The organism is Phycisphaerae bacterium, assembly GCA_017999985.1.
Taxonomy (GTDB): domain Bacteria; phylum Planctomycetota; class Phycisphaerae; order UBA1845; family Fen-1342; genus JAGNKU01.
In genome coordinates this window covers 23,052-45,680 of record JAGNKU010000022.1, presented here as the reverse complement: position 1 = coordinate 45,680, position 22,629 = coordinate 23,052, and the positions used below count along the sequence as shown (strand labels likewise).

Annotated in this window: 36 protein-coding genes and 1 tRNA gene; 36 read left to right on the top strand and 1 reads right to left on the bottom strand. The window is 67.2% G+C overall.

What is annotated here, in order from left to right:
• The first annotated feature begins 316 nt into the window (after positions 1–316).
• The 36 genes from KA383_19665 to KA383_19490 all read left to right on the top strand — a co-directional run bounded on the left by KA383_19665 (position 317) and on the right by KA383_19490 (position 21,324).
• Positions 317–1,192, top strand: a complete 876-nt coding sequence (locus KA383_19665; protein MBP7748339.1) for a hypothetical protein — start codon at positions 317–319, stop codon at positions 1,190–1,192.
• 16 nt (positions 1,193–1,208) lie between these two features.
• Positions 1,209–1,376 (top strand): hypothetical protein, encoded by a 168-nt coding sequence (locus KA383_19660; protein MBP7748338.1) that lies wholly within the window; start codon positions 1,209–1,211, stop codon positions 1,374–1,376.
• Positions 1,377–1,502: 126 nt separating this feature from the next.
• Entirely contained in the window at positions 1,503–2,543 is a 1,041-nt protein-coding gene (locus KA383_19655; protein ID MBP7748337.1) for a rod shape-determining protein, read from the top strand.
• 85 nt (positions 2,544–2,628) lie between these two features.
• Positions 2,629–3,525, top strand: coding sequence for a hypothetical protein (locus KA383_19650; GenBank protein ID MBP7748336.1), 897 nt, complete (start codon positions 2,629–2,631; stop codon positions 3,523–3,525).
• Between the two features lie 285 nt (positions 3,526–3,810).
• Positions 3,811–4,119, top strand: coding sequence for a 30S ribosomal protein S10 (gene rpsJ, locus KA383_19645; protein MBP7748335.1), 309 nt, complete (start codon positions 3,811–3,813; stop codon positions 4,117–4,119).
• A gap of 85 nt (positions 4,120–4,204) precedes the next feature.
• The gene (gene rplC / locus KA383_19640) at positions 4,205–4,861 is read left to right on the top strand and encodes a 50S ribosomal protein L3 (protein MBP7748334.1); all 657 of its coding nucleotides are present in this window, start codon (positions 4,205–4,207) and stop codon (positions 4,859–4,861) included.
• A gap of 19 nt (positions 4,862–4,880) precedes the next feature.
• Positions 4,881–5,525: a 50S ribosomal protein L4 gene (gene rplD / locus KA383_19635; GenBank protein MBP7748333.1), complete on the top strand. Its 645-nt coding sequence runs from the start codon at positions 4,881–4,883 to the stop codon at positions 5,523–5,525.
• A 6-nt stretch (positions 5,526–5,531) separates the two neighbouring features.
• Complete coding sequence (gene rplW / locus KA383_19630; GenBank protein ID MBP7748332.1) at positions 5,532–5,825, top strand: 50S ribosomal protein L23; 294 nt, start codon at positions 5,532–5,534, stop codon at positions 5,823–5,825.
• A 29-nt stretch (positions 5,826–5,854) separates the two neighbouring features.
• On the top strand, positions 5,855–6,727 hold the full coding sequence (rplB, locus tag KA383_19625; GenBank protein ID MBP7748331.1) for a 50S ribosomal protein L2: 873 nt from the start codon (positions 5,855–5,857) through the stop codon (positions 6,725–6,727).
• Positions 6,728–6,745: 18 nt separating this feature from the next.
• A complete protein-coding gene (gene rpsS / locus KA383_19620) occupies positions 6,746–7,024 on the top strand; it encodes a 30S ribosomal protein S19 (GenBank protein MBP7748330.1) in 279 nt (92 codons plus the stop codon).
• Positions 7,025–7,040: 16 nt separating this feature from the next.
• The gene (gene rplV / locus KA383_19615) at positions 7,041–7,373 is read left to right on the top strand and encodes a 50S ribosomal protein L22 (GenBank protein MBP7748329.1); all 333 of its coding nucleotides are present in this window, start codon (positions 7,041–7,043) and stop codon (positions 7,371–7,373) included.
• Positions 7,374–7,376: 3 nt separating this feature from the next.
• Positions 7,377–8,066, top strand: coding sequence for a 30S ribosomal protein S3 (gene rpsC, locus KA383_19610; GenBank protein MBP7748328.1), 690 nt, complete (start codon positions 7,377–7,379; stop codon positions 8,064–8,066).
• Positions 8,067–8,087: 21 nt separating this feature from the next.
• A complete protein-coding gene (gene rplP, locus KA383_19605; GenBank protein MBP7748327.1) occupies positions 8,088–8,510 on the top strand; it encodes a 50S ribosomal protein L16 in 423 nt (140 codons plus the stop codon).
• A 9-nt stretch (positions 8,511–8,519) separates the two neighbouring features.
• Entirely contained in the window at positions 8,520–8,759 is a 240-nt protein-coding gene (gene rpmC / locus KA383_19600; protein ID MBP7748326.1) for a 50S ribosomal protein L29, read from the top strand.
• Between the two features lie 39 nt (positions 8,760–8,798).
• A complete protein-coding gene (gene rpsQ, locus KA383_19595; protein ID MBP7748325.1) occupies positions 8,799–9,119 on the top strand; it encodes a 30S ribosomal protein S17 in 321 nt (106 codons plus the stop codon).
• Positions 9,116–9,505, top strand: a complete 390-nt coding sequence (gene rplN / locus KA383_19590) for a 50S ribosomal protein L14 (protein MBP7748324.1) — start codon at positions 9,116–9,118, stop codon at positions 9,503–9,505. The genes rpsQ and rplN overlap by 4 nt, the downstream gene beginning before the upstream one ends.
• A gap of 2 nt (positions 9,506–9,507) precedes the next feature.
• Positions 9,508–9,888: a 50S ribosomal protein L24 gene (rplX, locus tag KA383_19585; protein MBP7748323.1), complete on the top strand. Its 381-nt coding sequence runs from the start codon at positions 9,508–9,510 to the stop codon at positions 9,886–9,888.
• Complete coding sequence (gene rplE, locus KA383_19580; protein ID MBP7748322.1) at positions 9,885–10,448, top strand: 50S ribosomal protein L5; 564 nt, start codon at positions 9,885–9,887, stop codon at positions 10,446–10,448. The genes rplX and rplE overlap by 4 nt, the downstream gene beginning before the upstream one ends.
• Before the next feature lie 7 nt (positions 10,449–10,455).
• A complete protein-coding gene (locus KA383_19575) occupies positions 10,456–10,641 on the top strand; it encodes a type Z 30S ribosomal protein S14 (GenBank protein ID MBP7748321.1) in 186 nt (61 codons plus the stop codon).
• A gap of 12 nt (positions 10,642–10,653) precedes the next feature.
• Positions 10,654–11,052, top strand: coding sequence for a 30S ribosomal protein S8 (gene rpsH, locus KA383_19570; GenBank protein MBP7748320.1), 399 nt, complete (start codon positions 10,654–10,656; stop codon positions 11,050–11,052).
• 4 nt (positions 11,053–11,056) lie between these two features.
• Entirely contained in the window at positions 11,057–11,656 is a 600-nt protein-coding gene (gene rplF, locus KA383_19565) for a 50S ribosomal protein L6 (GenBank protein MBP7748319.1), read from the top strand.
• A gap of 26 nt (positions 11,657–11,682) precedes the next feature.
• Entirely contained in the window at positions 11,683–12,051 is a 369-nt protein-coding gene (locus KA383_19560; protein ID MBP7748318.1) for a 50S ribosomal protein L18, read from the top strand.
• 18 nt (positions 12,052–12,069) lie between these two features.
• Positions 12,070–12,735, top strand: coding sequence for a 30S ribosomal protein S5 (rpsE, locus tag KA383_19555; protein ID MBP7748317.1), 666 nt, complete (start codon positions 12,070–12,072; stop codon positions 12,733–12,735).
• Positions 12,725–13,252, top strand: coding sequence for a 50S ribosomal protein L15 (gene rplO, locus KA383_19550; protein ID MBP7748316.1), 528 nt, complete (start codon positions 12,725–12,727; stop codon positions 13,250–13,252). Before rpsE ends, rplO begins: the two co-directional genes overlap by 11 nt.
• A gap of 33 nt (positions 13,253–13,285) precedes the next feature.
• Entirely contained in the window at positions 13,286–14,662 is a 1,377-nt protein-coding gene (gene secY / locus KA383_19545; GenBank protein ID MBP7748315.1) for a preprotein translocase subunit SecY, read from the top strand.
• A gap of 8 nt (positions 14,663–14,670) precedes the next feature.
• Positions 14,671–15,327, top strand: coding sequence for an adenylate kinase (locus KA383_19540; GenBank protein ID MBP7748314.1), 657 nt, complete (start codon positions 14,671–14,673; stop codon positions 15,325–15,327).
• Entirely contained in the window at positions 15,327–16,124 is a 798-nt protein-coding gene (gene map / locus KA383_19535) for a type I methionyl aminopeptidase (GenBank protein ID MBP7748313.1), read from the top strand. The genes KA383_19540 and map overlap by 1 nt, the downstream gene beginning before the upstream one ends.
• A gap of 26 nt (positions 16,125–16,150) precedes the next feature.
• Complete coding sequence (rpmJ, locus tag KA383_19530; GenBank protein ID MBP7748312.1) at positions 16,151–16,264, top strand: 50S ribosomal protein L36; 114 nt, start codon at positions 16,151–16,153, stop codon at positions 16,262–16,264.
• A 22-nt stretch (positions 16,265–16,286) separates the two neighbouring features.
• The gene (gene rpsM / locus KA383_19525) at positions 16,287–16,676 is read left to right on the top strand and encodes a 30S ribosomal protein S13 (GenBank protein MBP7748311.1); all 390 of its coding nucleotides are present in this window, start codon (positions 16,287–16,289) and stop codon (positions 16,674–16,676) included.
• Positions 16,677–16,697: 21 nt separating this feature from the next.
• Positions 16,698–17,102, top strand: coding sequence for a 30S ribosomal protein S11 (gene rpsK / locus KA383_19520; GenBank protein ID MBP7748310.1), 405 nt, complete (start codon positions 16,698–16,700; stop codon positions 17,100–17,102).
• A 2-nt stretch (positions 17,103–17,104) separates the two neighbouring features.
• Positions 17,105–17,746, top strand: coding sequence for a 30S ribosomal protein S4 (rpsD, locus tag KA383_19515; protein MBP7748309.1), 642 nt, complete (start codon positions 17,105–17,107; stop codon positions 17,744–17,746).
• 59 nt (positions 17,747–17,805) lie between these two features.
• On the top strand, positions 17,806–18,852 hold the full coding sequence (locus tag KA383_19510; protein ID MBP7748308.1) for a DNA-directed RNA polymerase subunit alpha: 1,047 nt from the start codon (positions 17,806–17,808) through the stop codon (positions 18,850–18,852).
• A gap of 19 nt (positions 18,853–18,871) precedes the next feature.
• Complete coding sequence (gene rplQ, locus KA383_19505) at positions 18,872–19,552, top strand: 50S ribosomal protein L17 (protein MBP7748307.1); 681 nt, start codon at positions 18,872–18,874, stop codon at positions 19,550–19,552.
• 5 nt (positions 19,553–19,557) lie between these two features.
• On the top strand, positions 19,558–19,977 hold the full coding sequence (locus KA383_19500) for an HIT family protein (GenBank protein MBP7748306.1): 420 nt from the start codon (positions 19,558–19,560) through the stop codon (positions 19,975–19,977).
• Positions 19,978–20,027: 50 nt separating this feature from the next.
• Positions 20,028–20,100, top strand: a tRNA-Ala gene (locus tag KA383_19495).
• A gap of 105 nt (positions 20,101–20,205) precedes the next feature.
• A complete protein-coding gene (locus KA383_19490) occupies positions 20,206–21,324 on the top strand; it encodes a DUF1573 domain-containing protein (GenBank protein MBP7748305.1) in 1,119 nt (372 codons plus the stop codon).
• 175 nt (positions 21,325–21,499) lie between these two features.
• Here the strand turns inward: KA383_19490 and KA383_19485 are convergent, their stop codons facing one another.
• The gene (locus tag KA383_19485) at positions 21,500–22,417 is read right to left on the bottom strand and encodes a prepilin-type N-terminal cleavage/methylation domain-containing protein (protein MBP7748304.1); all 918 of its coding nucleotides are present in this window, start codon (positions 22,415–22,417) and stop codon (positions 21,500–21,502) included.
• Positions 22,418–22,629: the final 212 nt, after the last annotated feature.

Here is a 22,629-nt window from a genome sequence, read left to right as displayed (position 1 = left end):
AAAAAACCGCAGCGCCCGTTCTGAAAAGCCGCTCCGTGCGCAGAAATGAGGCCCGCCGCGGGTACGCCAACCCGCCGACCTTCGTACGCATCCCACTCTGCGAGACTTATGACAACGCAACCGTCTCCGTCGACCGCCCCCCGCGCAGGCATTGCAGAACCGCCCCCGACTTGACACAATGTGCCCCGATGGTTGCAAAGTCGTCCGGTGGTCGTACAATCCGGCCGGCTTGTCCGGAGCGGCGGGCGACCTGCCCGGTGGGCGCCTTGCTCCGCAGCCCTACGCCCAGACCGGCGTCGTGTGAAGGAGTCTGTTCGTGAGCACACTGACGAGAGTCTTCGTGGTCCTGACCTCCGTCGTCGCCATCGTCCTGAGCTGCCTGACGGTCGCGACGGCCGCCCGCTGGTCCAACCAGAAAGAAAACCTCGAAAGCTACCAGCAGCTCTACCAGAGCGAACTCGTCCGGCGCATGAATGCCGAGGCCGTCATGGCCACCAATCTCGCCATGAAGGACGACGAGCTCCAGAAGCTCAACGCCGAGCTGGCCAAACGCGGCGACGATCTGCGGCAGACCGCCGATCAGCTTGCCGCCGCCCGCAACGACCTCGCCCGCCGGACGAACGAAGCCGTCGCCGCCGAGGCCGGCCGCAAGAAGCTCGAAGAGATCCTGAACGTGCAGATCGCCGAGCTGACCAGCACCCAGAAGCAGAACCAGATGCTGGTCGCCGAAAACATCCAGTTGCAGACGCGGAACCAGAACCTCGCCACGCGCAACCTGGAGCTGACCGGCCAGCTCACGATCGCCGTCGATGAGACCCGCAATCTGCAGGAGAAGCTCTACGCCGCCGAGCAGCTCGTCCGCGACGCGCAGCACACCGCGGCGGGCGGCGGGCGGACGGCCCCCGCGTTCGAGGCCCCGGTCGGCGCCGTGCCGGTCTCACGCCAGGTGGTCGGCCCGATCACCGGCGAAGTCACCCAGATCGACGGCCGCTACGTGAGCGTCAACGTCGGCCAGAGCTCCGGCGTGGTCGCAGGCATGGAATTCATGGTCTACCGCGGCCAGACCTACGTGGGCGATTTCAAGGTCGAGAGCGTGCGGCCGAAGGAAGCCGGCGGCAAGCTGACCCTCGTGCGCGAGGGCCAGCAGGTGCAGCCGGGCGACCGCGTCGTGTGTGGGCTGCAAGGCAGCTAGTGCGGCAGGTGCGTACATGACGAGCTTGAACACCGGGCCGCGCGGCGCACGGCCGAGCGGCGAGAACGACGTCTACACGGCCTTGCTGCTGGTGGCGTTTCTCTTTCTCTTGGTGGCGACGATCTACGTCGCTTACCGCTCCGTCGCCATGTTCGGCGGTCTTTTGCCCCCGGGCGGAGCGTGACGCCACGGAAGGCGGCAGGCTGGAAGAAGTGCGTGTGACGGCAGACCCCGTGTGAACGGCGCGGCCGAGGGGCTTGCCTGACCGAGTGGACCTCCGTGGGAGAACACGGTGCTTTTTCCTCGCCTGATGGGGTTGTTCAGCCTGGACATGGGCATCGACCTGGGCACGTGCAACACCCTGGTCTGCGTCCGCGGGGAGGGCATCGTCCTCAATGAGCCCTCCGTCGTCGCCGTTCGCAAGGGCACCAACGAGGTCCTCGACACCCCGACCGGCAAGGCCGTGGGCCTCGAGGCCAAGGCCATGCTCGGCCGTACCCCCGGCTCGATCACGGCGATCCGCCCTCTCAAGGACGGTGTCATCGCCGACTTCGAAATCACCCAGGCCATGCTCGGCTATTTCATCCGCAAGGTGCACGGCAATCGCGTCCTCGCGCACCCGCGCGTCGTCGTGTCCGTCCCTTCCGGCATCACCGCCGTCGAGAAGCGCGCCGTGCTGAACTCGGCCGAGCGCGCCGGGGCGCGCCGCGTGTACCTGATCGACGAGCCCAAGGCCGCCGGCATCGGCGCGGGCCTGCCGATCCACGAGCCGCGTGCCTCGATGATCGTCGACATCGGCGGCGGCACGACCGAGGTGGCGGTGATGAGCCTCTCCGACATCGCGGCCTGCACGTCCCTGCGCGTCGCCGGCGACGACATGGACGAGGCCATCATGAACTACATGCGCCGCACGTATAACCTCATGATCGGCCCACAGACCGCCGAGACGATCAAGATCCAGATCGGCTCCACCGCGCCGCTCCAGGAAGAGATGAAGATGGAGGTCAAGGGCCGCGACATGATCAGCGGCCTGCCGCGCCGCGCCGTCGTCAGCAGCGAGGAAGTGCGCGAGGCGCTCAAGGAGCCCACCGGCCAGATCATCGAAGGCGTGCTCCACACGCTCGAGCAACTGGAGCCCGAGCTCGCCGCCGACCTCGTGGACAACGGGATCTGCCTTGCCGGCGGCGGCGCCCTGCTGCGCGGCCTGGACAACATTCTCGCCAAGGCCTCCGGCCTCGACGTGCGCATCGCCGACGACCCGCTCACCTGCGTGGCGCGCGGCACCGCCGAGTACCTCGAAAACCTCGACGAGTGGGGCTCGGCGATGGATTCCGACGAAGACGAATACTGAATCGCTCGCCGGTCTGGGGGCGGTTCCAGCGACGCGTCGCTCCCGGCCGCCGGGGGCCGCGGTTCGGTGCCAGTGAGTCTGCGACATGCGGCCGCCTTCGAAATCAGCAACATTCTGGATACTGATCGCGTTGTCCGCGATCTCGGTCTTCGTACTGCCAGGCGCGTGGACCCGGCTCGGGCGGGGGCCCTTCCAGACGCTGGCCTTCCTGAAATGGCCCGCGACCTGGTTTGCTCACCAGGTTGGTGACGCCGTCGACGCCGCCACCCCCGAGAAGGTCCCCTCCGAAAAAGCCCGGGACCTGCGCCTCGAAAACGAGCGCCTCCAGCGGCAGGTCCTCCAGCAGCGTCTGCTCCTGCAAGCGGCCGAGCGACAGCTTGAAGAGGTGACGCGTATCGCCGGGCAGATGCCCGACGCCCACGCCGGCATCATCATCGCGCCGGTCGTTGCGTGCGACGCCGACCCGCGCCACGCGACGCTCCTGATCGCCAGGGGCCAGCAGAAACACTGGGTCATCGAGGGCGAGTGGGTTGTGGCGGCGGGCAAAGCCGCGCCCGCGTGGGACGCGGAGGCCACGCTGCGCGATTTGCTGTCGCGCGGCTGGATCATCGGGCGCATCAGCGAGGTTCACCCGAACGTCGCGCGCGTGCGCCTCACGACGGATCCACGGTTTGAGACCGAGGCGTGGTTGGCGCGCACGCTCGCCGACGGCGCGGTACAGGTGGCGCCGGACCCGTGCGTGCTCAACGGGCAGGGACGCGGCCAGATGCGCATCAGTCAGGCCCGGGCCGACTATTTCCGCAGCGGGCATGTCATCGTGCTGGTTCCCGAATCCCAGGGCTTGCCGGCGCCGATGACCGTGGGACGCGTCACGAGTGCCGCCGCGCGTGGTGACTCGGCCCAGCACTTCGACCTGCAAGTCACCCCATGGGGTCCCGCGGAAAAGCTGACGCATGTCTACGTAATTGTCACGGAGCGGTAGGACTCTGCTGCGGGAGTTCCTGTCAGCCGAAACGCGCTATTATCGGACGTGTTACAACACCCCGACGTGCGAAAGGGGGGCTAGTCCGCGTGGGTGCGCCCGGCCGTGTGGGTCGCCCTTCGCACGCGACGACACCGGCGCGCCCGCGAGCAACGTTTTGCTCATTTTGGCCGGTCGGCTCTTGACGCAAGTTTCCGCACGTGTATCCTAACCTGTCTCGGCGCAGCAAGGCCGGGACTGTGAGCCGGGGTAACGGTCGGACGCGCATAGGTAAAAGAGAAGTCTATGGCGGGAGAGCGAATTCGTATTCGGATGGAGGCGTACGATCACCGGGCGCTGGATGCCTCGGCGCAGGAGATCGTGGACCAGGCCAAGCGGACCAGCGCCACCGTGCGCGGCCCGATCCCACTTCCGACACGAATCGAGCGCTTCACGGTCCTCCGTTCACCCCACATCGACAAGAAGTCCCGCGAACAATTCGAGATGCGCACCCATAAGCGGGTGATCGACATCTTCGAACCGACTTCACGCACGGTGGAAGCGCTCAATCGACTGGTCGTTCCGGCCGGCGTCTTTGTCAAGATCAAGGCCTAGGCGCCTGCCGACGCCCGTGACGACGAGGTAAATACTGGCGGAGGGGCCGAGGGCACGGTCTCGCCCGATGTAGGAGTGCCGCGGTATGCTCCCGGCGATACTCGGAAAGAAAATCGGCATGACGCAGGTCTTCGAGCCGACCGGCCAGCGCGTCCCTGTCACGCTGGTCCAGGCCGGGCCCTGTGTCGTGCTCCAGGTCAAGCGGGCGGACGGCAAAGACCGCTACAACGCCGTCCAGCTCGGCTTCGCCGACGTGAAACCGCATCGCTCCACGCTGCCGGAGATCGGTCACGCCCGCAAAGCGCAGACGGCCCCCAAGGCCTTTGTGCGCGAGATTCGCCTCCAGGAACCCACGGACAAGGCCGTCGGCGACACCGTCACGGTCGGCCTGTTCGAGGACGCCGGCGTCAAGTTCGTCGACGTCATCGGCGTCACCAAGGGCCGCGGTTTCCAGGGCGGCATGAAGCGCTGGGGCTTTGGCGGCCAGCCCGCCTCCCACGGCACCGAGCGCAAGCACCGCTCGCCCGGCAGCATTGGCGGCCGCGGCCAGAACCGTGGCACCAGCGGCGCGGTCAAGAAAGGCAAACGCATGGCCGGGCACATGGGCAATGCGCGTCGCACGGCCCCGTGCCAGGCGCTGGTCGGCGTCGACGCGGAACACAACCTGCTCCTGATCGCGGGCTCGGTCCCGGGGCCGGTCGGCGGGTTCGTGGTCGTGCGCAAGTCGAAGACCCGGTCGTAACGCGAGCGGAAGCACTGCGATGGTTAAAGTCCCAGTCTACAACATGTCCGGCCAGAAGCTCGGCGAAGAGGCCCTCGACGAAGTCCTCCTCGGCGGCGAAGTAAGCCCGGCGCTGCTCAAGCAGGCCGTCGTCATGTACCACGCCAACCTGCGTCAGGGCACGGTCCAGACCAAGTCGCGGGCCGATGTCGAAGGCTCCAGCCGCAAGCTCTACCGCCAGAAGGGCACCGGCCGCGCGCGCATGGGCAACGCCCGCACGCCGCAGCGCCGGGGCGGCGGCATGGCCTTCGCCAAGCGCCCCCGCGATTTCCGCCAGGCCATGCCGGTCAAGATGCGGCGCCTGGCCCGCAATCACGCGGTGCTCGCGAAGATCCAGAGCGCCGACGCGCTGATCGTCGACGGCCTCAAGTTCGCGACCCCGAAGACCGCGCCGTTCGCGAAGCTGCTGTCCGCCGTCCACGCCGAGCGCGGCTGCGTCGTGGCCACCCGCGGCGTGGATCTGCCGGTCTACAAGAGCGGTCGCAACATCCCGCGCACAGAAATCACCGATGTCGCCGCGCTGAATGCGTACCAGATCCTGTCGCGCCGCAAGCTGATCTTCACGCGCGACGCGTTCGAGCAATTCAAGGAGATCGTCAGCGCGGGCCCCGCCGCCGGCGAGTAAGCTGCCATGGACATCTACCACACGATTATCCGCCCGCTGGTGACCGAAAAGAGCACACACCAGGCGCGCCAGACGGCCAGGGCCCACGGCGGCACCTACAGCTTCGAGGTGCACCCCCTGGCCAACAAGGTCCAGATCAAGGACGCCGTCGAGAAGATCTACGGCGTCACGGTCGTGGACGTCCGCACGTCGAACCGCCCGGGCAAGGTCCGGCGGTTCCGTTTTCGTTTTGGGCAGACGCGCCGCACCAAGAAGGCCGTCGTCACGGTGGACAAGGACAGCCACATTGATTTGTTCTAAGCCCCGGGCTTAGGGACGAGGATACGCGGATGGGTGTCAAGACATACAAACCGACTTCCGCCGGACGACGCAACTCGAGCGTCAACGACTTCTCCGAGATCACGTTCAAGCACGAGAACCGGCCCGAGAAGTCGCTGACCGTGCCGCTCAAACGCACCGGCGGCCGCAACCATTCCGGCAAGATCACGGCCTGGCACCGCGGCGGCGGCCACAAGCGCAAGTACCGGCTCATCGACTTTAAGCGCAACCTCGATAACACGCCCGCCAAAGTGCTCGAAATCCAGTACGACCCCAATCGCACCTGCCACATCGCCCTCCTGGAGTACGCGGGCGGCGAACGGCGCTACATGCTGGCCCCGATCGGGTTGAAGGCCGGCGACACGGTGGAGAGCGGCCAGAAGGTCGAGCCGAAGGTGGGCAACTGCATGCCGCTCGCCTCGATCCCGATCGGCCTGGAAGTGCACAACATCGAGATGTCCGCCGGTCAGGGCGGCAAGCTCGTCCGGACCGCCGGCGGCCAGGCCCGCCTTATGGCCCGCGAAGGCGCCTGGGCGACCATCCAACTGCCGTCGGGCGAGATGCGTCAGGTGCGCGTGGAGTGCCGCGCGACCATCGGTCAGCTCGGCAACCTGGATCACCAGAACATCACCATCGGCAAGGCCGGGCGCAAGCGGCACATGGGCCGCCGCCCGCACGTCCGCGGCAAGGCCATGAACCCGCATGCCCATCCGATGGGCGGGGGCGAAGGCCGCAGCAACGGCGGCCGGCACCCGTGCTCGCCGTGGGGCACGCTGGCCAAGGGCGGCCGCACGCGCAGCCCGCGGGCGCGCTCCAACCGCCGGATTCTGCGGCGGCGCATCACGAAATCGTTCGGGGAAGCGAAGCTCAAGAGGAAGTGGTAGTCGGCGAGAGGATTGGCGATGTCGCGCAGCTTGAAAAAAGGCCCGTATGTCGACGAGGTGCTGTTCCGCAAGGCGGTGGCAGCCCGCGACTCCGGGTCGACCATGCCCATCCGCGTCTGGAACCGGGCGTGCACCATCGTGCCCGAGTTTGTCGGTATGAATTTCGAGATTCATAACGGCAAGACGTTCATGAAGTTGTACGTGACCGAGGACATGGTGGGGCACAAGCTGGGCGAATTCGCGCCGTCGCGGACCTTCCGGGGCCACACTGCCCGGTCGGTCGCGAAAGCGCCGTAGCAGGAGACCGAGGCGCATGGCCTGGTTAGCAAAACATCGTTATGCCCGGATCTCTGAACGCAAGGTGCGCTTGGTCGCGGACATGATCCGCGGCCTGCCCTGCGATCAGGCCGTCGAAGTCCTCCGCTTCACCCACAAACGGGCGGCTGGCATGGTGGACCGCGTACTCAAGTCGGCCATGGCCAGCGCCAACGAGAGCGAAGCGGCGATGAACAAGCTGTTCGTGGCGGAGGCCCGCGTGGACGCCGGGCCGATCATCAAGCGCTTCCGCCCCAAGGACCGCGGGCGCGCCCATTCCATCCAGAAGCGGACGAGTCACATCATCGTCGCGGTCGACCAGAAGGATTAAGCCGTGGGCCAAAAGTGTCATCCAATCGGGTTCCGGGTCGGCGTCACCGAAGGCTGGAAGTCTCGCTGGTATGCGCCCAAGGCCGCGTTCGGCACCTTCCTCGTCGAAGACGAGATGATCCGCAAATACGTCGACAGCACGCTCAACAAGCAACCGCCGTTCGCCGGCGTGTCCAAGGTCGTCATCGAGCGGACCCGGGACGAGGTCAAGGTCATCCTGCATACCGCCCGGCCCGGCATGGTGATCGGCGCCAAGGGCTCCGAGGTGGACAAGCTCAAGGAGCGCCTCGAGGATCTCATCGACCGCCGCGTCTCCGTCAACATCGTCGAGATCAAGAACCCCGACCTGGATGCCTTCCTGGTCGGTGCGTCGATCGCCGAGCAGCTCAAAAAACGCATGAGCTTCCGGCGCGTCATGAAGCAGAAGTGCGAAGTCTCCATGGAAGCCGGCGCCAAGGGCGTGAAGATCATCTGCTCCGGTCGCCTGGGCAACGCGGAAATGGCCCGCACCGAGACGCAGATGCTCGGCTCCATTCCGCTGCAGACGCTCCAGGCCGAGGTCGACTACGCCCACACCACCGCCGTCACGACCGTCGGCTCCATCGGGATCAAGGTCTGGATTCATCGTGGCATGTACGGCGAGCAGCCGGCCGAACGCGGTGAAAGCCGCTTCCGCCGCCGGGCCCGCCGCTAGTTGTTTTGAGGAGTCGTCGCCATGCCGGCCAACATGCCCAAACGCGTGAAGTACCGCAAGGCCCAGAAGGGCCGCAACCGCGGCAACGCCACGCGCGGGAACACGGTGTCCTTCGGTGACTACGGGCTGCAGGCCCTGGAGCTGGGGCGCGTCACCGCGCGGCACATCGAGGCCGGCCGTGTCGCGGCGTCGCACTTTCTGGCGCGCGAAGGGCGGGTCTACATCCGCATCTTCCCGCACAAGCCCGTCTCCTCGAAGCCGCTCGAGACGCGCATGGGCAAGGGCAAGGGCGAGCCGGAGTTCTGGACCGCCCTCGTCAAGCCCGGCACCGTGATGTACGAGGTCGGCGGCGTGGCCGAGTCCGTGGCCAAGACCGCGTTGCTGCGCGTCGCCCACAAGATGCCCGTGAAGACGCGTTTCGTGTACCGCCGGCACGGCGTGTAGGAACCCGCGATGAAGATCGAAGCTGTCCGACACATGAAGATCGATGAGCTCCACAACGAGCTGGAGCACCTGCGCCGCCACCTGTTCGACCTGCGGGCGCAGGCGGTCACCGAGAAACTCGAAGACCCGACGCAGTTGCTCAAGACACGCCGGGACATTGCCCGAATCCTCACGGTCCTGCGCGAGCGCGGCGACACGCACGTTGAGCAGCGCCAGGCCCGGATGAGCGCGCAGGCGGCCCGACGATAGGCCCCGAACCTGGGAAGACGCTAGTACTGGAACGCTTCCATGACCGCACAGACCCAGCCCGACGCAACGGCCACGGCCCCCCGGGGTGCCCGCAAACAGCGCGCCACCCAGACGGGCGTCGTGACCTCCTGCGTCCGCAACAAGACCATCAGTGTGACCATGACCTACATGGTCCGGCACCCGAAGTACGGCAAGTTCGTACGCCGCCGGACCGTGTACCACGCCCACGACGAAAAGAACGAGTGCCGCAACGGCGACGTCGTCGAGATCGTCCAGACCCGCCCGCTCAGCAAGACCAAGTGCTGGCGGCTGCTGCGGATCGTGACGCGCGCCCCCGGTACGCCAGGGGGTGAGGCATGATCACCCAGTACACGCGCCTGGACGTCGCCGACAACACCGGCGCCAAGCGCCTGCAGTGCATCCAGGTGCTCAAGGGCCGCTCGGCGCGCCACGGCAAGCCCCGCCTGAACAGCGGTGGCGTCGGCGACATCGTCATCTGTTCGGTCAAGCAGGCCCTGCCCGCCTCGGACATCAAGAAGGGCGACAAGGTGCGCTGCGTCGTCGTCCGCACCAAGTACCCCACCCGCCGCAAGGACGGCAGCTACGTCCGCTTCGACAGCAACGCGGCGGTGCTGATCGACCCCGAGAACAACCCGCGCGGCACCCGCGTGTTCGGCGCCGTGGCCCGCGAACTGCGGGAGAAGAACTTCACGAAGATCATCTCGCTCGCGGAGGAGGTCTGGTAGCCATGGCGGCACGGATCCGCAAGGACGACATGGTGGTGGTGATCTCCGGCGATCACAAGGGCGCCCGCGGCAAGGTCCTGCGGGTGCTCCCGGAGAAGCAGCGCGTGCTGGTGGAAGGCGTCAACATGGTCTACCGCCACGTGCGCAAGAGCCAGCGCAACCCGCAGGGGGGCCGCATCCAGAAAGAGGCCCCGCTGCATATTTCCAACGTGATGCCGCTCGATCCCAAGGCGGACCACGGGACGCGCGTGCGGTATGAGTCGGTGCAGGACCCCTCCGGCAAGGTCCGCAAGCGGCGGGTCGCCGCGGGTCGCCGGGCCAGTGGCGCCGTCCTCAGTGACGTGACGCACGGCACGCGGGAGATGAAAGGCGGGACGCGCTGATGCCTCGCTTGCTGGACAAGTACCGGCAGGAAGTGCTGCCGAAGCTGAAGACCGAGCTGGGCCGGGCCAACCCCATGTCCCTGCCCAAGCTCGAAAAGGTCGTGCTCTCGATGGGCTTGGGCAAGGCCGTGGCCGAGTCCGGCAACAAGTCCCGCGAGAACAAGCGGTTCGCGGAGGCCGAGGCCGCCCTGGCGACCGTCACGGGCCAGAAGCCCCTGGTCTGCAAGGCCCGCAAAAGCGTGTCGAACTTCAAGCTCCGCGAAGGTTACGACGTGGGCCTGAAGGTCACGCTCCGCGGCCACCGCATGTACGAGTTTCTCGACCGCCTGATCTGCCTCGCCGTGCCGCGCATCCGCGACTTCCGCGGCCTGAACCCCGGCAGCTTCGACGGCCGCGGCAACTACGGCATGGGTGTGTCCGAGTACGGCGTGTTCCCCGAAATCAACCCCGACAAGGTGACGTACCAGCAGGGCATGAACATCACGATCTGCACCACCGCGCGCAACGATGGCGAGGCGCGCCTGCTGCTGACGCTGCTGGGCATGCCGTTCAGGAGCTAGACGGACGATGGCCAGGCTGGCGCTCAAACTCAAGTGCAAACGCGTGCCCAAGTTCAAGGTCCGCGCGTACCGCCGCTGCGAGCTGTGCGGCCGGTCGCGCGCGGTCTATCGCAAATTCAAGGTCTGCCGGTTGTGCTTCCGGAAGCTGGCCCTCGAAGGCCGCATCCCGGGCGTACGCAAGGCCAGTTGGTAGGGGACGCTGAGAATGCCGAGTTCCGACCCGATCGCCGACATGCTGACGCGGATTCGCAATGCCAACCGCGTGGGTAAGAAACGGGTGCGCATCAAGCGCAGCAAGGTGTGCCTGGGGGTGGCCCGCGTGCTCAAGGAAGAGGGCTACATCGCCGACTACGTGTCGATCGATGACGCCACCCAGGGGATCATCGAGGTCGACCTCAAGTACGGCCCCCTGGGCGAGAAGGTCATCCTCGACGTGCAGCGCGCCAGCCGCCCCGGCCGGCGGACCTACACCCGCGTCGACGAGCTCCGCCGCGTGCGCGACGGCCTCGGCATCGCGGTCGTCTCTACCAGCCGCGGCGTCTTGAGTGACCGGCAGTGCCGGCAGCAGCGCGTCGGCGGCGAAGTGCTCTGTACCGTGTGGTGATACCATGTCGCGCATAGGCAAGAAACCGATTCCCATCCCCGCCGGCGTCAAGGTCGACCTGGCCGGCGCGGTGGTCAACGTCTCCGGCCCCAAGGGCAAGCTAACCTGGAAGGTCCCCGCCCCGATCACCGTGGCCCTCGAGCAGAGCCAGGTGGTCGTGCGCCGCCCGGACGACGTCGCGCAGAACCGCGCGCTGCACGGCCTGGCCCGCGCGCTGATCGCCGACATGATCCACGGGTGCGCCGAGGGTTACAGCCGCGCGCTCGAGATCTACGGCACCGGCTACAGCAGCAGCGTCGAGGGCAAGAACCTGCTCCTCAACTGCGGCTACATGGGCCGCGGCGTCGGCAAGAAAGCCCAGTTCATCATCCCCATCCCCGAGGGCCTGCAGATCAAGGTCGAGGTGCCCACCGCCCGTGGCAACACCGAGCCGGCCCGCTTCGTCGTGATGGGGCCCGATAAGCAGCAGGTCAACCAGTTCGCGGCGGAAATCCGCAAGTTGCGCAAGCCCGAACCCTACCTGGGCAAGGGCATTCGCTACCTCGGCGAGCACATCCGCCGCAAGGCCGGCAAGGTGTTCGCGGGCGGCGGCGCCGGCGGCTAAAGCTTGAGATTGCGAGGATCGAGCGCGTGAGAAAAGAACTGATCAAGGCGTGGCGCGAGGCCCGGCGCGTCCGGCGCGTGCGCCGCAAGGTGATGGGGGAGACCCAGCGCCCGCGACTGACCGTCGCCCGTTCGCTGCGGCACATCTCCGCCCAGATCATCGACGACGAGTCGGGCCGGACGTTGTGCGCCGTGTCGACGGAGGCCCGCGAGCTGCGTGACCAGGTGAAATACGGGGGCAACGTGCAGGCGGCCAAGTTGATCGGCAAACTCCTGGGCGAGAAGGCCACCCAGCTCGGTATTGCCCAGGTCTGCTTCGATCGTCGCGGCAGGAAGTTTCACGGTCGGGTCCGTGCGCTGGCAGAAGCCGCGCGCGAGGCCGGATTGAAGTTCTAGCGAGCAGGACGGGAACCCATGGTAGCGAGGCCCGGAGCCCCCAGCGGCCGTAATCGACCCGGACGCGGCCCACGTGAAGGCGCGGAGTTCGGCGACGAACGGACCGTTGAAGATACCGTCGTTAAGCTCTATCGGTGCGCCACCGTCGTCAAAGGCGGCCGCCGATTCTCCTTCGGTGCCCTGGTCGTCGTCGGCGACCGCCAGGGACAGGTCGGCTTCGGCTACGGCAAGGCCAACGAAGTCCCGCCCGCTGTCGAGAAGGGCGTCAAGCAGGCGCGCCGCGCCCTGTTCCGCGTCCCGCTCCGCGGCACCTCGATCCCGCACCGCGTCATCGGCCGCTTCGGCGCCAGCCAGGTCGTCCTGATCCCGGCGTCCGAAGGTACCGGCGTCATCGCCGGCGCCGCGCCCCGCGCCGTGCTCGAGCTCGCCGGCGTCAAGGACGTGCTGACGAAATGCTACGGCTCGACCAGCCCGAAGAACCTGGTCAAGGCCACCATCAATGGATTGAAGGCCCTGCGGACGCGCGCCCTCGTCGAGTCGCTCCGGGGCGTGACCCTGGATCTGCCGCCCGAGCGCACCCCGCTCAAGCCCACGGTGACCACGGACCTGGACGAGCAGCCCGTGCCCGCCACGGACGAACCGGCCGCGCCCCGGCCGCAGGAGGAGCCCGGCCATGATGCTTAACCAGGTCACCGGTCAGGCGGGGGCCCACCAGCGCCGCAAGCGCGTCGGCCGCGGCGAATCCAGCGGACACGGCAAGACCTGTGGCCGCGGCAACAAGGGTTGCCAGTCGCGCGCCGGCGGCGGGACGCGCCCGCTGCACGAAGGCGGGCAGATGCCGATCTTCCGCCGCTTGCCGAAGCGCGGTTTCAGCAACTTTGTCTTTCGCACCGAATACCAGGTTGTGAATCTCGCCGCGCTGGACTCCAACTTCGAGAGCGGCCAGACCGTCGACGTCGCCGCCCTGCGCGGCCGCGGCCTGATCAGCGGCGCGGACCCGCTGGTAAAGGTCCTCGGCGCGGGCGAGCTGTCGAAGCCGCTGACCGTCGCGGTGCACGCGTGCAGCGCGAAGGCCCGCGCGGCCATCGAGCAGGCGCGCGGCACCGTGCAACTGCTGGCGCGGCCCGAGCGCGCCGCCCAGGCCAAGGCGAAACGCAACACCGCGAAGAAGAAGCCGGCCCCGCCCGCGGCCGGGAGCTGAACCGCCCCCGCCAGGGCACGAGGTTAAACGCCGATGTTCCGAGCGTTTGTCAACGTCTTCCGCGTTCCGGACCTCCGCAAGAAGGTCCTTTTCACGCTGCTCATGCTCTGTGTCTACCGCATCGGCTTCTACGTGCCGCTGCCCGGTGTGGACCAGGAGAAGCTCGCGCGGCACTGGGGCGGCAGCGGCGGCGCGACCGAGCAGGCCGCCGAGCTCTTCGCCATGTTCACCGGCGGTGACCTGGGCCAAAGCACGCTCTTTGGCCTGGGCATCATGCCCTACATCAGCGCCTCGATCATCCTGCAACTGCTGGTAACCGTCGTCCCCGCCCTGGAGAAGCTCCAGAAGGAAGGCGAGAGCGGCCGGCGCAAAATCATGGAGTACACGCGCTACGCCACGGTGGGCTTGTGTCTGATCCAGGCCGTCCTGTGGGTGCGCTACCTGAACAGCGAGCGCCTGGTCTACCCTGACTTCGAGAACACGTTCCAGTTCATCATCATGGCCCTCACCGGCCTGATGGCCGGCACCCTGATCCTCATGTGGGTCGGTGAGCAGATCGACGAGTTCGGCATCGGCAACGGCATCAGCCTCATCATCATGGCCGGCATCATTGCCCGCATGCCCTACGTCTTCATCGAGGTCTGGCAGGGCTTCGCCGCCAGCATCAGCGGCGGCACGACCACCGCCGCGGCCATGAACCCCGAGAAGATCGTCTTCCTGATCGTGTCCTTCGTGCTGGTTGTCGCCGGGTCGATCCTGATCACCCAGGCCCAGCGGCGCATCCCCATCCAGCAGGCCAAGCAGACCCGCGGCCGGCGCGTGGTCGGCGGCGCGCGGCACTACCTGCCGCTGCGTGTGAACCACGGCGGCGTCATGCCGATCATCTTCGCCAGTTCGTTCCTGCTCTTCCCGGGCGTGGTGTTCGGCTGGCTCTCCCGTGGCAACATCTGGCCGGTCAGCTTGTGGGGCTTCCTGCAGGAGGCCTTCAACCCCGGCGCCTTCATCTACGACTTTTCGTACGTGCTGATGGTCTACTTCTTCGCCTACTTCTGGGTCTCGGTCCAGTTCCAGCCGAAGGAGCTCGCCAACAACCTGCGCGACATGGGCAGCTTCATCCCCGGCCTGCGTCCCGGCAAGCGCACCGCCGACTATCTGGAAGCCGTCATGGAGCGCATCACGTACGTCGGCGCGGGCTTCCTCGCGATCATCGCGTTGATCCCGTCCATCGTCGCGACCCAACTGGATATCCCGTATCGGATCTCCGCCTTCCTCGGCGGTACCGGTCTGCTGATCGTCGTCAGCGTCGCGCTCGACCTGATCCAGCGCATGGAAGCCAACCTCATCATGCGGAATTACGAAGGCTTCCTCGGTGACCAGGGCGTGGGGCGCGTGAAAGGACGCATGTACTGATGCCCGCGCTGCGCCTCATCTTTCTGGGACCGCCCGGCTCGGGCAAGGGCACGCAGGCCCAGCGCCTCGGCGCCCGCCGCGGCCTCGTGCAGCTTTCCAGCGGCGACGTGCTGCGGCGCGAACGCCAGGAAGGCAGCCCCATCGGCCAGAAGGCCGCCCAGTACATGGATGCCGGCACGTTGGTGCCCGACGAGGTCATCACCGGGGTCATGCTGGCCGCGATCGATCGCCTGCCAGCCGGAACCGGTTTCATCCTCGACGGTTTCCCGCGCACGCTGCCCCAGGCCGAGACCCTCGACGCCGGCCTCGCCGAGCGCCAGCTGAAGATCGACGCCGTCATCGATTTCAAGCTCGACGACGAGGAGATCATTCGGCGGATCGTCGGGCGGCGGGTTTGCAACGCCTGCGCGGCCACTTATAATGTCAGTTTTCTCCCGCCCCAGGTGGACGGGAAGTGCGACAAGTGCGGCGGTGAGCTGATCCAGCGCAAGGACGATCGCCGGGAGGTCATCGTCACGCGGCTGGAAACGTATCGTGCGCAGACAGCGCCGCTTATTGAGTACTATGCGCGGCGTGGACGTTTTCATAGCGTCGACTCGGCCACCGGCGCGGATGCCGTGGAGGCCGAGGTCGCGCGGATCGTCTCGTCGGCGGGTCGCGGTTGATGCGTGCGGCGGCCGCCAAGATCGTGATCAAGTCGCCCCGGGAGATCGAGTTGCTGCGGGCGGCCGGGCGCGTGGTGCATCGGGTGCTTACGGAGTTGGGCGACCTGGTGCGGCCCGGTGTCACGACGGCGGCCCTGGATGCCCGCGCGGATGAGTTGATCCGCGCCGCCGGCGCCGTGGCGCTTTTCAAGGGCGTGCGCAACCCGCAGGCCAGGATGCCGTTTCCGGCCTGCATCTGTGCGTCGCTCAACGAGCAGGTCGTGCACGGGATTCCGGACGACCGTCCCCTCCGCGAAGGGGACATCCTCAGCATCGACTGCGGCGTGCGGCTGAAAGGCTACTGCGGCGATGCGGCGGCGACGTTCCCGGTGGGCCGCGTGGCCCCCGCGGTGCAGCGCCTGCTGGATGTGACTCGGGCAGCGCTCGAGTTGGCCGTGCAGGAGATTCGACCGGGCCGGCGGTGGAGCCAGGTGGCCCGGCTGATGCAGAAGTGTGTGGAGGACGGCGGCTTTGGCGTCGTCCGCGAGTTCGTCGGCCACGGTATCGGCCAGGAGATGCACGAGGAGCCGAAGGTTCCGAACTACTACGACCGGAGCCAGCGGCACGCGGACTTCGACCTGTTGCCCGGCATGACGCTCGCCATCGAGCCGATGGTCACCGCCGGACGGCCGGAAGTCCGGCTGGGCGACGCCAGCGGCTGGCCGGTCGTGACCAGGGACGGTTCCTGGGCGGCGCATTTTGAGCACAGCGTCGCGGTCACGGCGGACGGTGTCGAGGTGCTGACGGACGGTAACTGAGTCCCGCGCGGGCGGGAGGTGTGGTCATGAAGGTACGCAGCAGCGTCAAGCGGATTTGTGAGAACTGCAAGATCGTGAAGCGCAAGGGCGTGGTGCGGGTCATCTGCACCAACCCGCGCCACAAGCAGCGTCAGGGCTAGGCTTCAGAGAGGCGCGTTTCGTATGCCACGTATCGCCGGTGTTGACATCCCCGCTCAGAAACGGATCGACGTCTCCCTGCAGTACATCTACGGGATCGGTCCGACGCGGTCGGTGGAGATCCTGAAGAAGGCGCAGATCGACCCGTCGGTGCGGGCGAACAAGCTGACCGAGGAAGAGGTCAGCAAGATCGCTGGCATCATCGAGAACGACTACGTCGTCGAAGGCCAGTTGCGCCGCCAGGTGCAGCAGAACATCGCCCGGCTGCGCGAGATCCGCTGTTATCGCGGCATCCGGCACATTCGTGGCCTGCCCGTCCGCGGGCAACGCACCCGCACCAACGCGCGGACGCGCAAAGGCCCCAAGAAGACCGTTGCAGGCAAGAAGGGTATCAAAGAGATGCACCGCGGCTAAGGCCGCCAGGGAGCCGCTCCATTGGCTAAGTCACCTACCAAACGGCGTGTCCGGCGCAACGTGGCCAAGGCCATCGCGCACATCAAGGCCACGTTCAACAACACGATCGTCACGATCACCGACATCAACGGCGATACGCTCTGCTGGGCCTCGGCCGGGTCCGTGCCGGCCTCGGGCGGCGACAAGAAATTCGCCGGCGCCCGCAAGAGCACGCCCTTCGCGGCCCAGCGCGCCGCGCAGTTCTGTGCCTATGAGGCCAAGAAGCACGGCGTCGTCGAGGTCGAAGTGCGCGTCAAGGGCCCCGGTGCCGGCCGCGAGTCGGCCATCACCGCCCTGCAGGCCGCCGGGCTTCGCATCCAGTCCATCGAAGATGTCACGCCGCTGCCCCACAACGGCTGTCGCCCGCGCAAGCGGCGGAGGGTCTAAGCATGGGTCGTCTCCTCGGACCAAGCACGCGGCTGTCGCGGCGCGAAAGCGTCAAGCTGATGCTCAAGCCCATTCGCGACGAGACCGGCAAGAACCCGCTCGAACGCGAATACAAGAACTACCCGCCCGGCATGCACATGTTCCGGCGCGGCAAGACCTCGGACTATGCCGTCCGCCTCCGCGAGAAGCAGAAGGTCAAGCGGCACTACGGCGTGCTCGAGAAGCAGTTCCGCCGCTATTTCGAGCTCGCCAACCGCTCGCCCGGCAACACCGGCGAGGCCCTGCTCCAGATTCTGGAGCGCCGGCTCGACAACGTGGTCTACAAGACCCGCTTCGTCGCCGGCCGTCGCGGGGCGCGGCAGGCCGTCGTCCACGGCCACATCCTGGTCAATGGTCGCAAGGTCGATCGCCCGGGCTACCTCGTCGCGGTCGGCGATCGCATCACGGTGCATCCGCGCGAGCGCAGCCAGAAGTACGCCCGCGCCCAGATGGCGCTCCTGGAAGGCGTCTCCAACCCGCCGTCGCAGGCCTGGCTGCAGGTCGACCCCGCCAAGCTCGAGGCGACGGTGACGACCCTGCCGGGACGCGACGACGTATTGATTCCCGTGGAAGAATTGCTCATCGTCGAGTTCTGCTCGCGGTAACGGGTCCGGCTGGCTGAGATGCGGCGCCCCACGGCGCGATCTCGGGAGGCAAGTGCAAAATGCGGATCAGATGGCGTGGTCTGGAGTTGCCGACGCGGGTCGTCCGGGACGACTCGCTGAGCACCGACACCTATGGACGCTTCACAATCGAGCCGTTCGAACGCGGGTTCGGCACGACCGTCGGCAACAGCCTGCGGCGGATCCTGCTTTCCAGCCTCGAAGGCTCGGCGGTGACGCACGCCCGTATCGCGGGCGCCGATCATGAGTTCACGTCGCTGCCCGGCGTGCTCGAGGACGTCACCGACATCATCCTCAACATCAAGGACATCGTTGTGGCCCTCGACAGCGAGACGCCCAAGACCATGCGCGTCGAACGCCGTGAGAAGGGCCCGGTGCGTGCCGGCGACTTCCAATGCGACCCGGCCATCACCGTCCAGAACCCGGACCTGCTCATCGCCACGCTCACCGACGACGTCAACTTCTCCGCCGAGTTGACCGTCGCGCGCGGCCGCGGCTACGTGCCGGCCGCCGAGCACACCGATGAGAACACCGAAATTGGCGTGATCCCGGTCGACGCGCTCTACTCGCCCGTCACGCGCGTCCGCTACCGCACCGAGGACACGCGCGTTGGCCAGCGCGTCAACTACGACCGGCTGGTCATGGAAATCTGGACCAAGGGCACCACGCGCCCCGAGGACGCCCTGGTCGAGGCGGCCAAGATCCTGCGCAAGCACCTCAACCCGTTCGTGCAGTACTTCGAGCTGGGCGCCGAGGTCGCCGCGGCGCACAGCCGCGCCGAGCAGGCCACGCCCGCCGTCGACGATGAGCTGCGTCAGAAGCTCGAGCGGCCCATCGCGTCGCTGGAACTCTCCGTCCGCGCCAGCAACTGCCTGGACGCCGCCAAGATCACGACGATCGGTGAGCTCGTCCGGATGACCGAGCACGAGCTGCTCCAGCTCCGCAGCTTCGGCAAGACCTCCCTCATGGAGGTCCGGCAGAAGCTCGCCGACTGCGGCCTGTCGCTAGGCCTGGGCAGCGGCGGGGCCGACAGTCTGGCCGAGGACGACGACGCGGCCCACTCCGGGACCCCGGCCACCCTGGATTAAACGCTGAGGAAGTACCACCATGCGACACCGTGTGCGCGGCAGAAAACTGAACCGGACCGCCAGCCACCGCCTGGCCCTGCGCCGCAATCTGTGCCAGAGCCTCTTCGAGCACGGCGAAGTGCGGACCACGCTCGTCAAGGCCAAGGAAGTGCGCAGCTTCGCCGAACGACTCGTCACGCTGGCTGTCGCCGGCGACCTGTCCGCGCGCCAGCGCGCCGAGCGTCTGCTCCAGGATCGGGCGGTCATCCCCAAGGATAACCAGGACGACTACGACCGGATGAGCGACGCCAAGCGGCTCAAGACCCTGCGCGCCCGCTCCGGCCGGCGGCACCGCGTCAATACCACGCGCCCCGGCCTCAAGTTCAGCGCCGAGTCCGTCCTCCACAAGCTCTTCGCCGAGATCGGCCCGCGCATGAAGAAGCGCAACGAGGCCCGCCAGTGCAGCGGCGGCTACACGCGCATCATCAAGCTCGCCGACCGCCGGCTCGGCGACGCCGGCCCGCTGGCCATCCTCCAGCTCGTCGGCGAGGAAGACAAGCCGCGCCCCCGCAGCAAGGACAAGACCGAGCGCAAGCGCCGGGCCCGCGTCAAGTACACCGTCTACGCCGGCAAGCCGCGCCCGCACCCCGGTCGCCGCCGGTCCACCAAGGCGCCCGCCAAGCCCGCCGCGGGAGCGGAAAAGGAAGGCGCCGCGGAGTAGCCCTCGTGAGCGCCGCCGAACGGTCCATCTTTGCTCGGATCATCGCTGGCGAAATCCCCTGCCAGCGCGTCTTCGAGAACGCGCAGGTATTCGCGTTTCTCGACATCCACCCGCTGGCCGATGGACACACGCTCGTGATGCCGAAGCGCGCCGTCGCCCGGCTCGAAGACCTGACGGCTGCGGAGGCCGCCGACCTGGGGCAGCAACTCGTCGCCCTCGCGCGCCGGATCGTCGCCGCGACGGGCGCCGCCGGCTACAACATCCTGCTCAACAACGGCACCGTCGCGGGACAGGAAGTGCCGCACGTGCACTTCCACATCATCCCGCGCCGCGCCGGGGACGGTCTCGGGTTCCGTTGGAAGCCGCAGGAGCGCAGCCCGGCGGACCTGGCGGCACTGGCGGCCCGCATCGCCGCACTGCCGTGAGCGCGCGCGGGTTGCAGCGCTGGCCGGGTGACCTATAATGACACTGCCTTGGGGACGTAGCTCAACTGGGAGAGCGCCGCGTTCGCAATGCGGAGGTTGAGGGTTCGAGCCCCTTCGTCTCCAGTCCCCGAAAGCCCGTCGCGGTCGGCGGGCTTTCCTGACTTAGGGCGCACTCGCGCGCAGCGCCGCGCGCCGGATGACATCCCGCGACGATCGGAGGCAGACGATATGACAGTGCGTGAACGCAGGTGCTGGTTGGCGGTGAGCGTGGTTCTCAGCCTGGGCGTCTGGGCCATCGCCCAAGACCAGCCGCCCGCCGGTGAGCCGGCTCCGCGCCTCGAGCTCAGCCCGACCACCTTCGATTTCGGCACCGTCTGGCAGTCCGTGCCGGTCAAGCGCGAGTTCACCGTAAAGAACGTGGGCAACGCCGAGCTGACCCTCAGCGTCCGCAGCTCCTGCGGTTGCACGCTCGTGAGCAACCCGCAGTCGCCTCTGCTGCCCGGCGCCACCAGCACCTTCGCAATCCAGTACGACACGAAGCGCGCCGGCCCGGCCAGCAAGAAAGTTACCCTCACCACCAACGATCCCACGCAGGCCAGCGTGGATATCCCCGTCACCGGCATGGTCAATGCGCTCTTCACCATGACACCCGCCGAGCGCCTCACGTTCACCAACATCGAGCCTAGCGCCTCGGAGCGCCTGACGATGAAGCTCGAGAACCAGTACCACCGGCCCCTGTCGCTCAAGCTCAAGCCTGATCAGCAATTCGGCCGGTTTGACATCGCCCTTGCGGAACTCGAGCCCGGCCGCGTGTACGAGCTGACCGCCGCCACGCGCCCGCCGCTCAACAAGGGCTGGAACCAGACCGAGGTGCAGCTTGAGACCGGCCTGGAGGAAGTGCCCGTCCTGACGGTCCCGGTCGCCGCCAACGTGCAGCCGCGCGTGGTCGTCTTCCCCGGCACCATCCCCGTGACTGCGGACGCCAAGCAACCCACGCAGCGCGTGGTGAGCGTCGACTACCGCAAGGACACCCCGCTCAAGATCACCGGCGTTCAAACCAGCTTTCCCGGCATTCAGTGGGAGATTCTGCCGCCCGAGCCGCCCCTCGCCGACCGCAAGACGGCCTCGCAGAAGGTGCGCCTGACCCTGCCCGCCTTTGCCGACATGCCGGCCGACGGTGCCTCCGTGACGATCCTCACCGACGATCGCGAGCCGGCCTACCAGCAGTTGGAAGTCCGCATCATGAAGTTGTCGCGGCTGGGCGCCGCACCGCGCTCCGGCCCCGCACCGGCGGACCCGGACGCGGGCAACAAAGCGGCACAGCCGGGCGGTGCCGCAGGCCAGTAAACCGGCACGTGAGTGCCGCCGGACACGTCGACGCCGCCAACCGCGCGGATGCGCGACCGCCTTCTCCGCATCAACCAACGGCCCGTCAGCACTGCCTGACGGGCCGTTTCACGATTCTGGCCACTCTGCTGCCGCGGGCGGCGGCAGGCCGATGTTCTTGCGGCCCTGCGGCCGATTACGGAGGATCACAGTTCTTCGCGACGCCACCCACCGGCTGCCCGTAGTAGATCGGCGGGGTGTAGTCCACCGTCTTGGCCCAGTTCGGGTTGATCGCGGTCCAGCCCAGGCCGCACCAGCCGCGGGTGTCGGTGGCCTTGTACTCGGCGTGACCATCGAGGAACCCGAGTGGGTTTCGGCCGAACTTGCCGTGCGAGCCAATCTCGACCACGCTCTTGTTGATGGCCCAGTCCATCGGGTCTTCGAGGTACATCACGAACGTGCCGCTGTACTTGGCCAGAACGTTCTTGACGAGTTCGTGTCCGATGTCGGTCCAGTCACCCGGCTTGCTCCACGGGTCGCTGTCGCCGTCATACCAGACCACGTCTTGCAGGGCGTGCAGGTTGTACTGGTAGCTCGTGCCCACGTCGTCGTAGCAGGACCGCGCGAGCGCGCCGTCCGTTTCCGCCTGGGGATTGCCCCAATCCAGCGACTGGTGGCTCATGTGGTCCGACGGGCACTGCAGCACTGGGACCTCGGTCCGGCGCGGGTACGGCTCGCCCGAGATCACGAGGTCGTGTTCCACCTTGCCGCCCATCAGGTACGTGTTGAGTGGACGCTCATTCACGCGGATGTAGAACGCCGCATCGCCGTACCAGTCTTCGTGGTTCGTCTTGCCGCCGTAGGCCCAGGAGCAGATGCCGCCCGAGTGGCCGGGGGTCCAGAACGGAAAGTTGTCGTTGTAATCCAGGAAGTACTGGACCGTGCTGGTGGTCAACTGGCGGTAATTGGCCAGGCACTTGGCCACCTTGGCCTGCTCGCGCGCGTCGCGCAGCGACGGCAGCAGAATGGAAATGAGCAGCGCGATGATCGCCACTACCACCAGTAGCTCGATCAGCGTGAAGCCGCTGCGTGCGGTAACGCCTCTCCGGTGCATTGTCACGCTCCTACTGCGCCAGACATTGAGACATGTGCGGGGTCGTACGCTCGACCCGCCTTGCGATCCCTGGTCGCTGGCAGTCGCCAGGGCCGGCTGCGCCGCCCCCGAGGGCGCAAATAGACACACGCGACATGAATGTGTTCAGTGGAGTATTCCGCAGCAACGCGCCCGGGCGCCAAAAAAAGTGCCGATGCGCGATCGAACGGCAC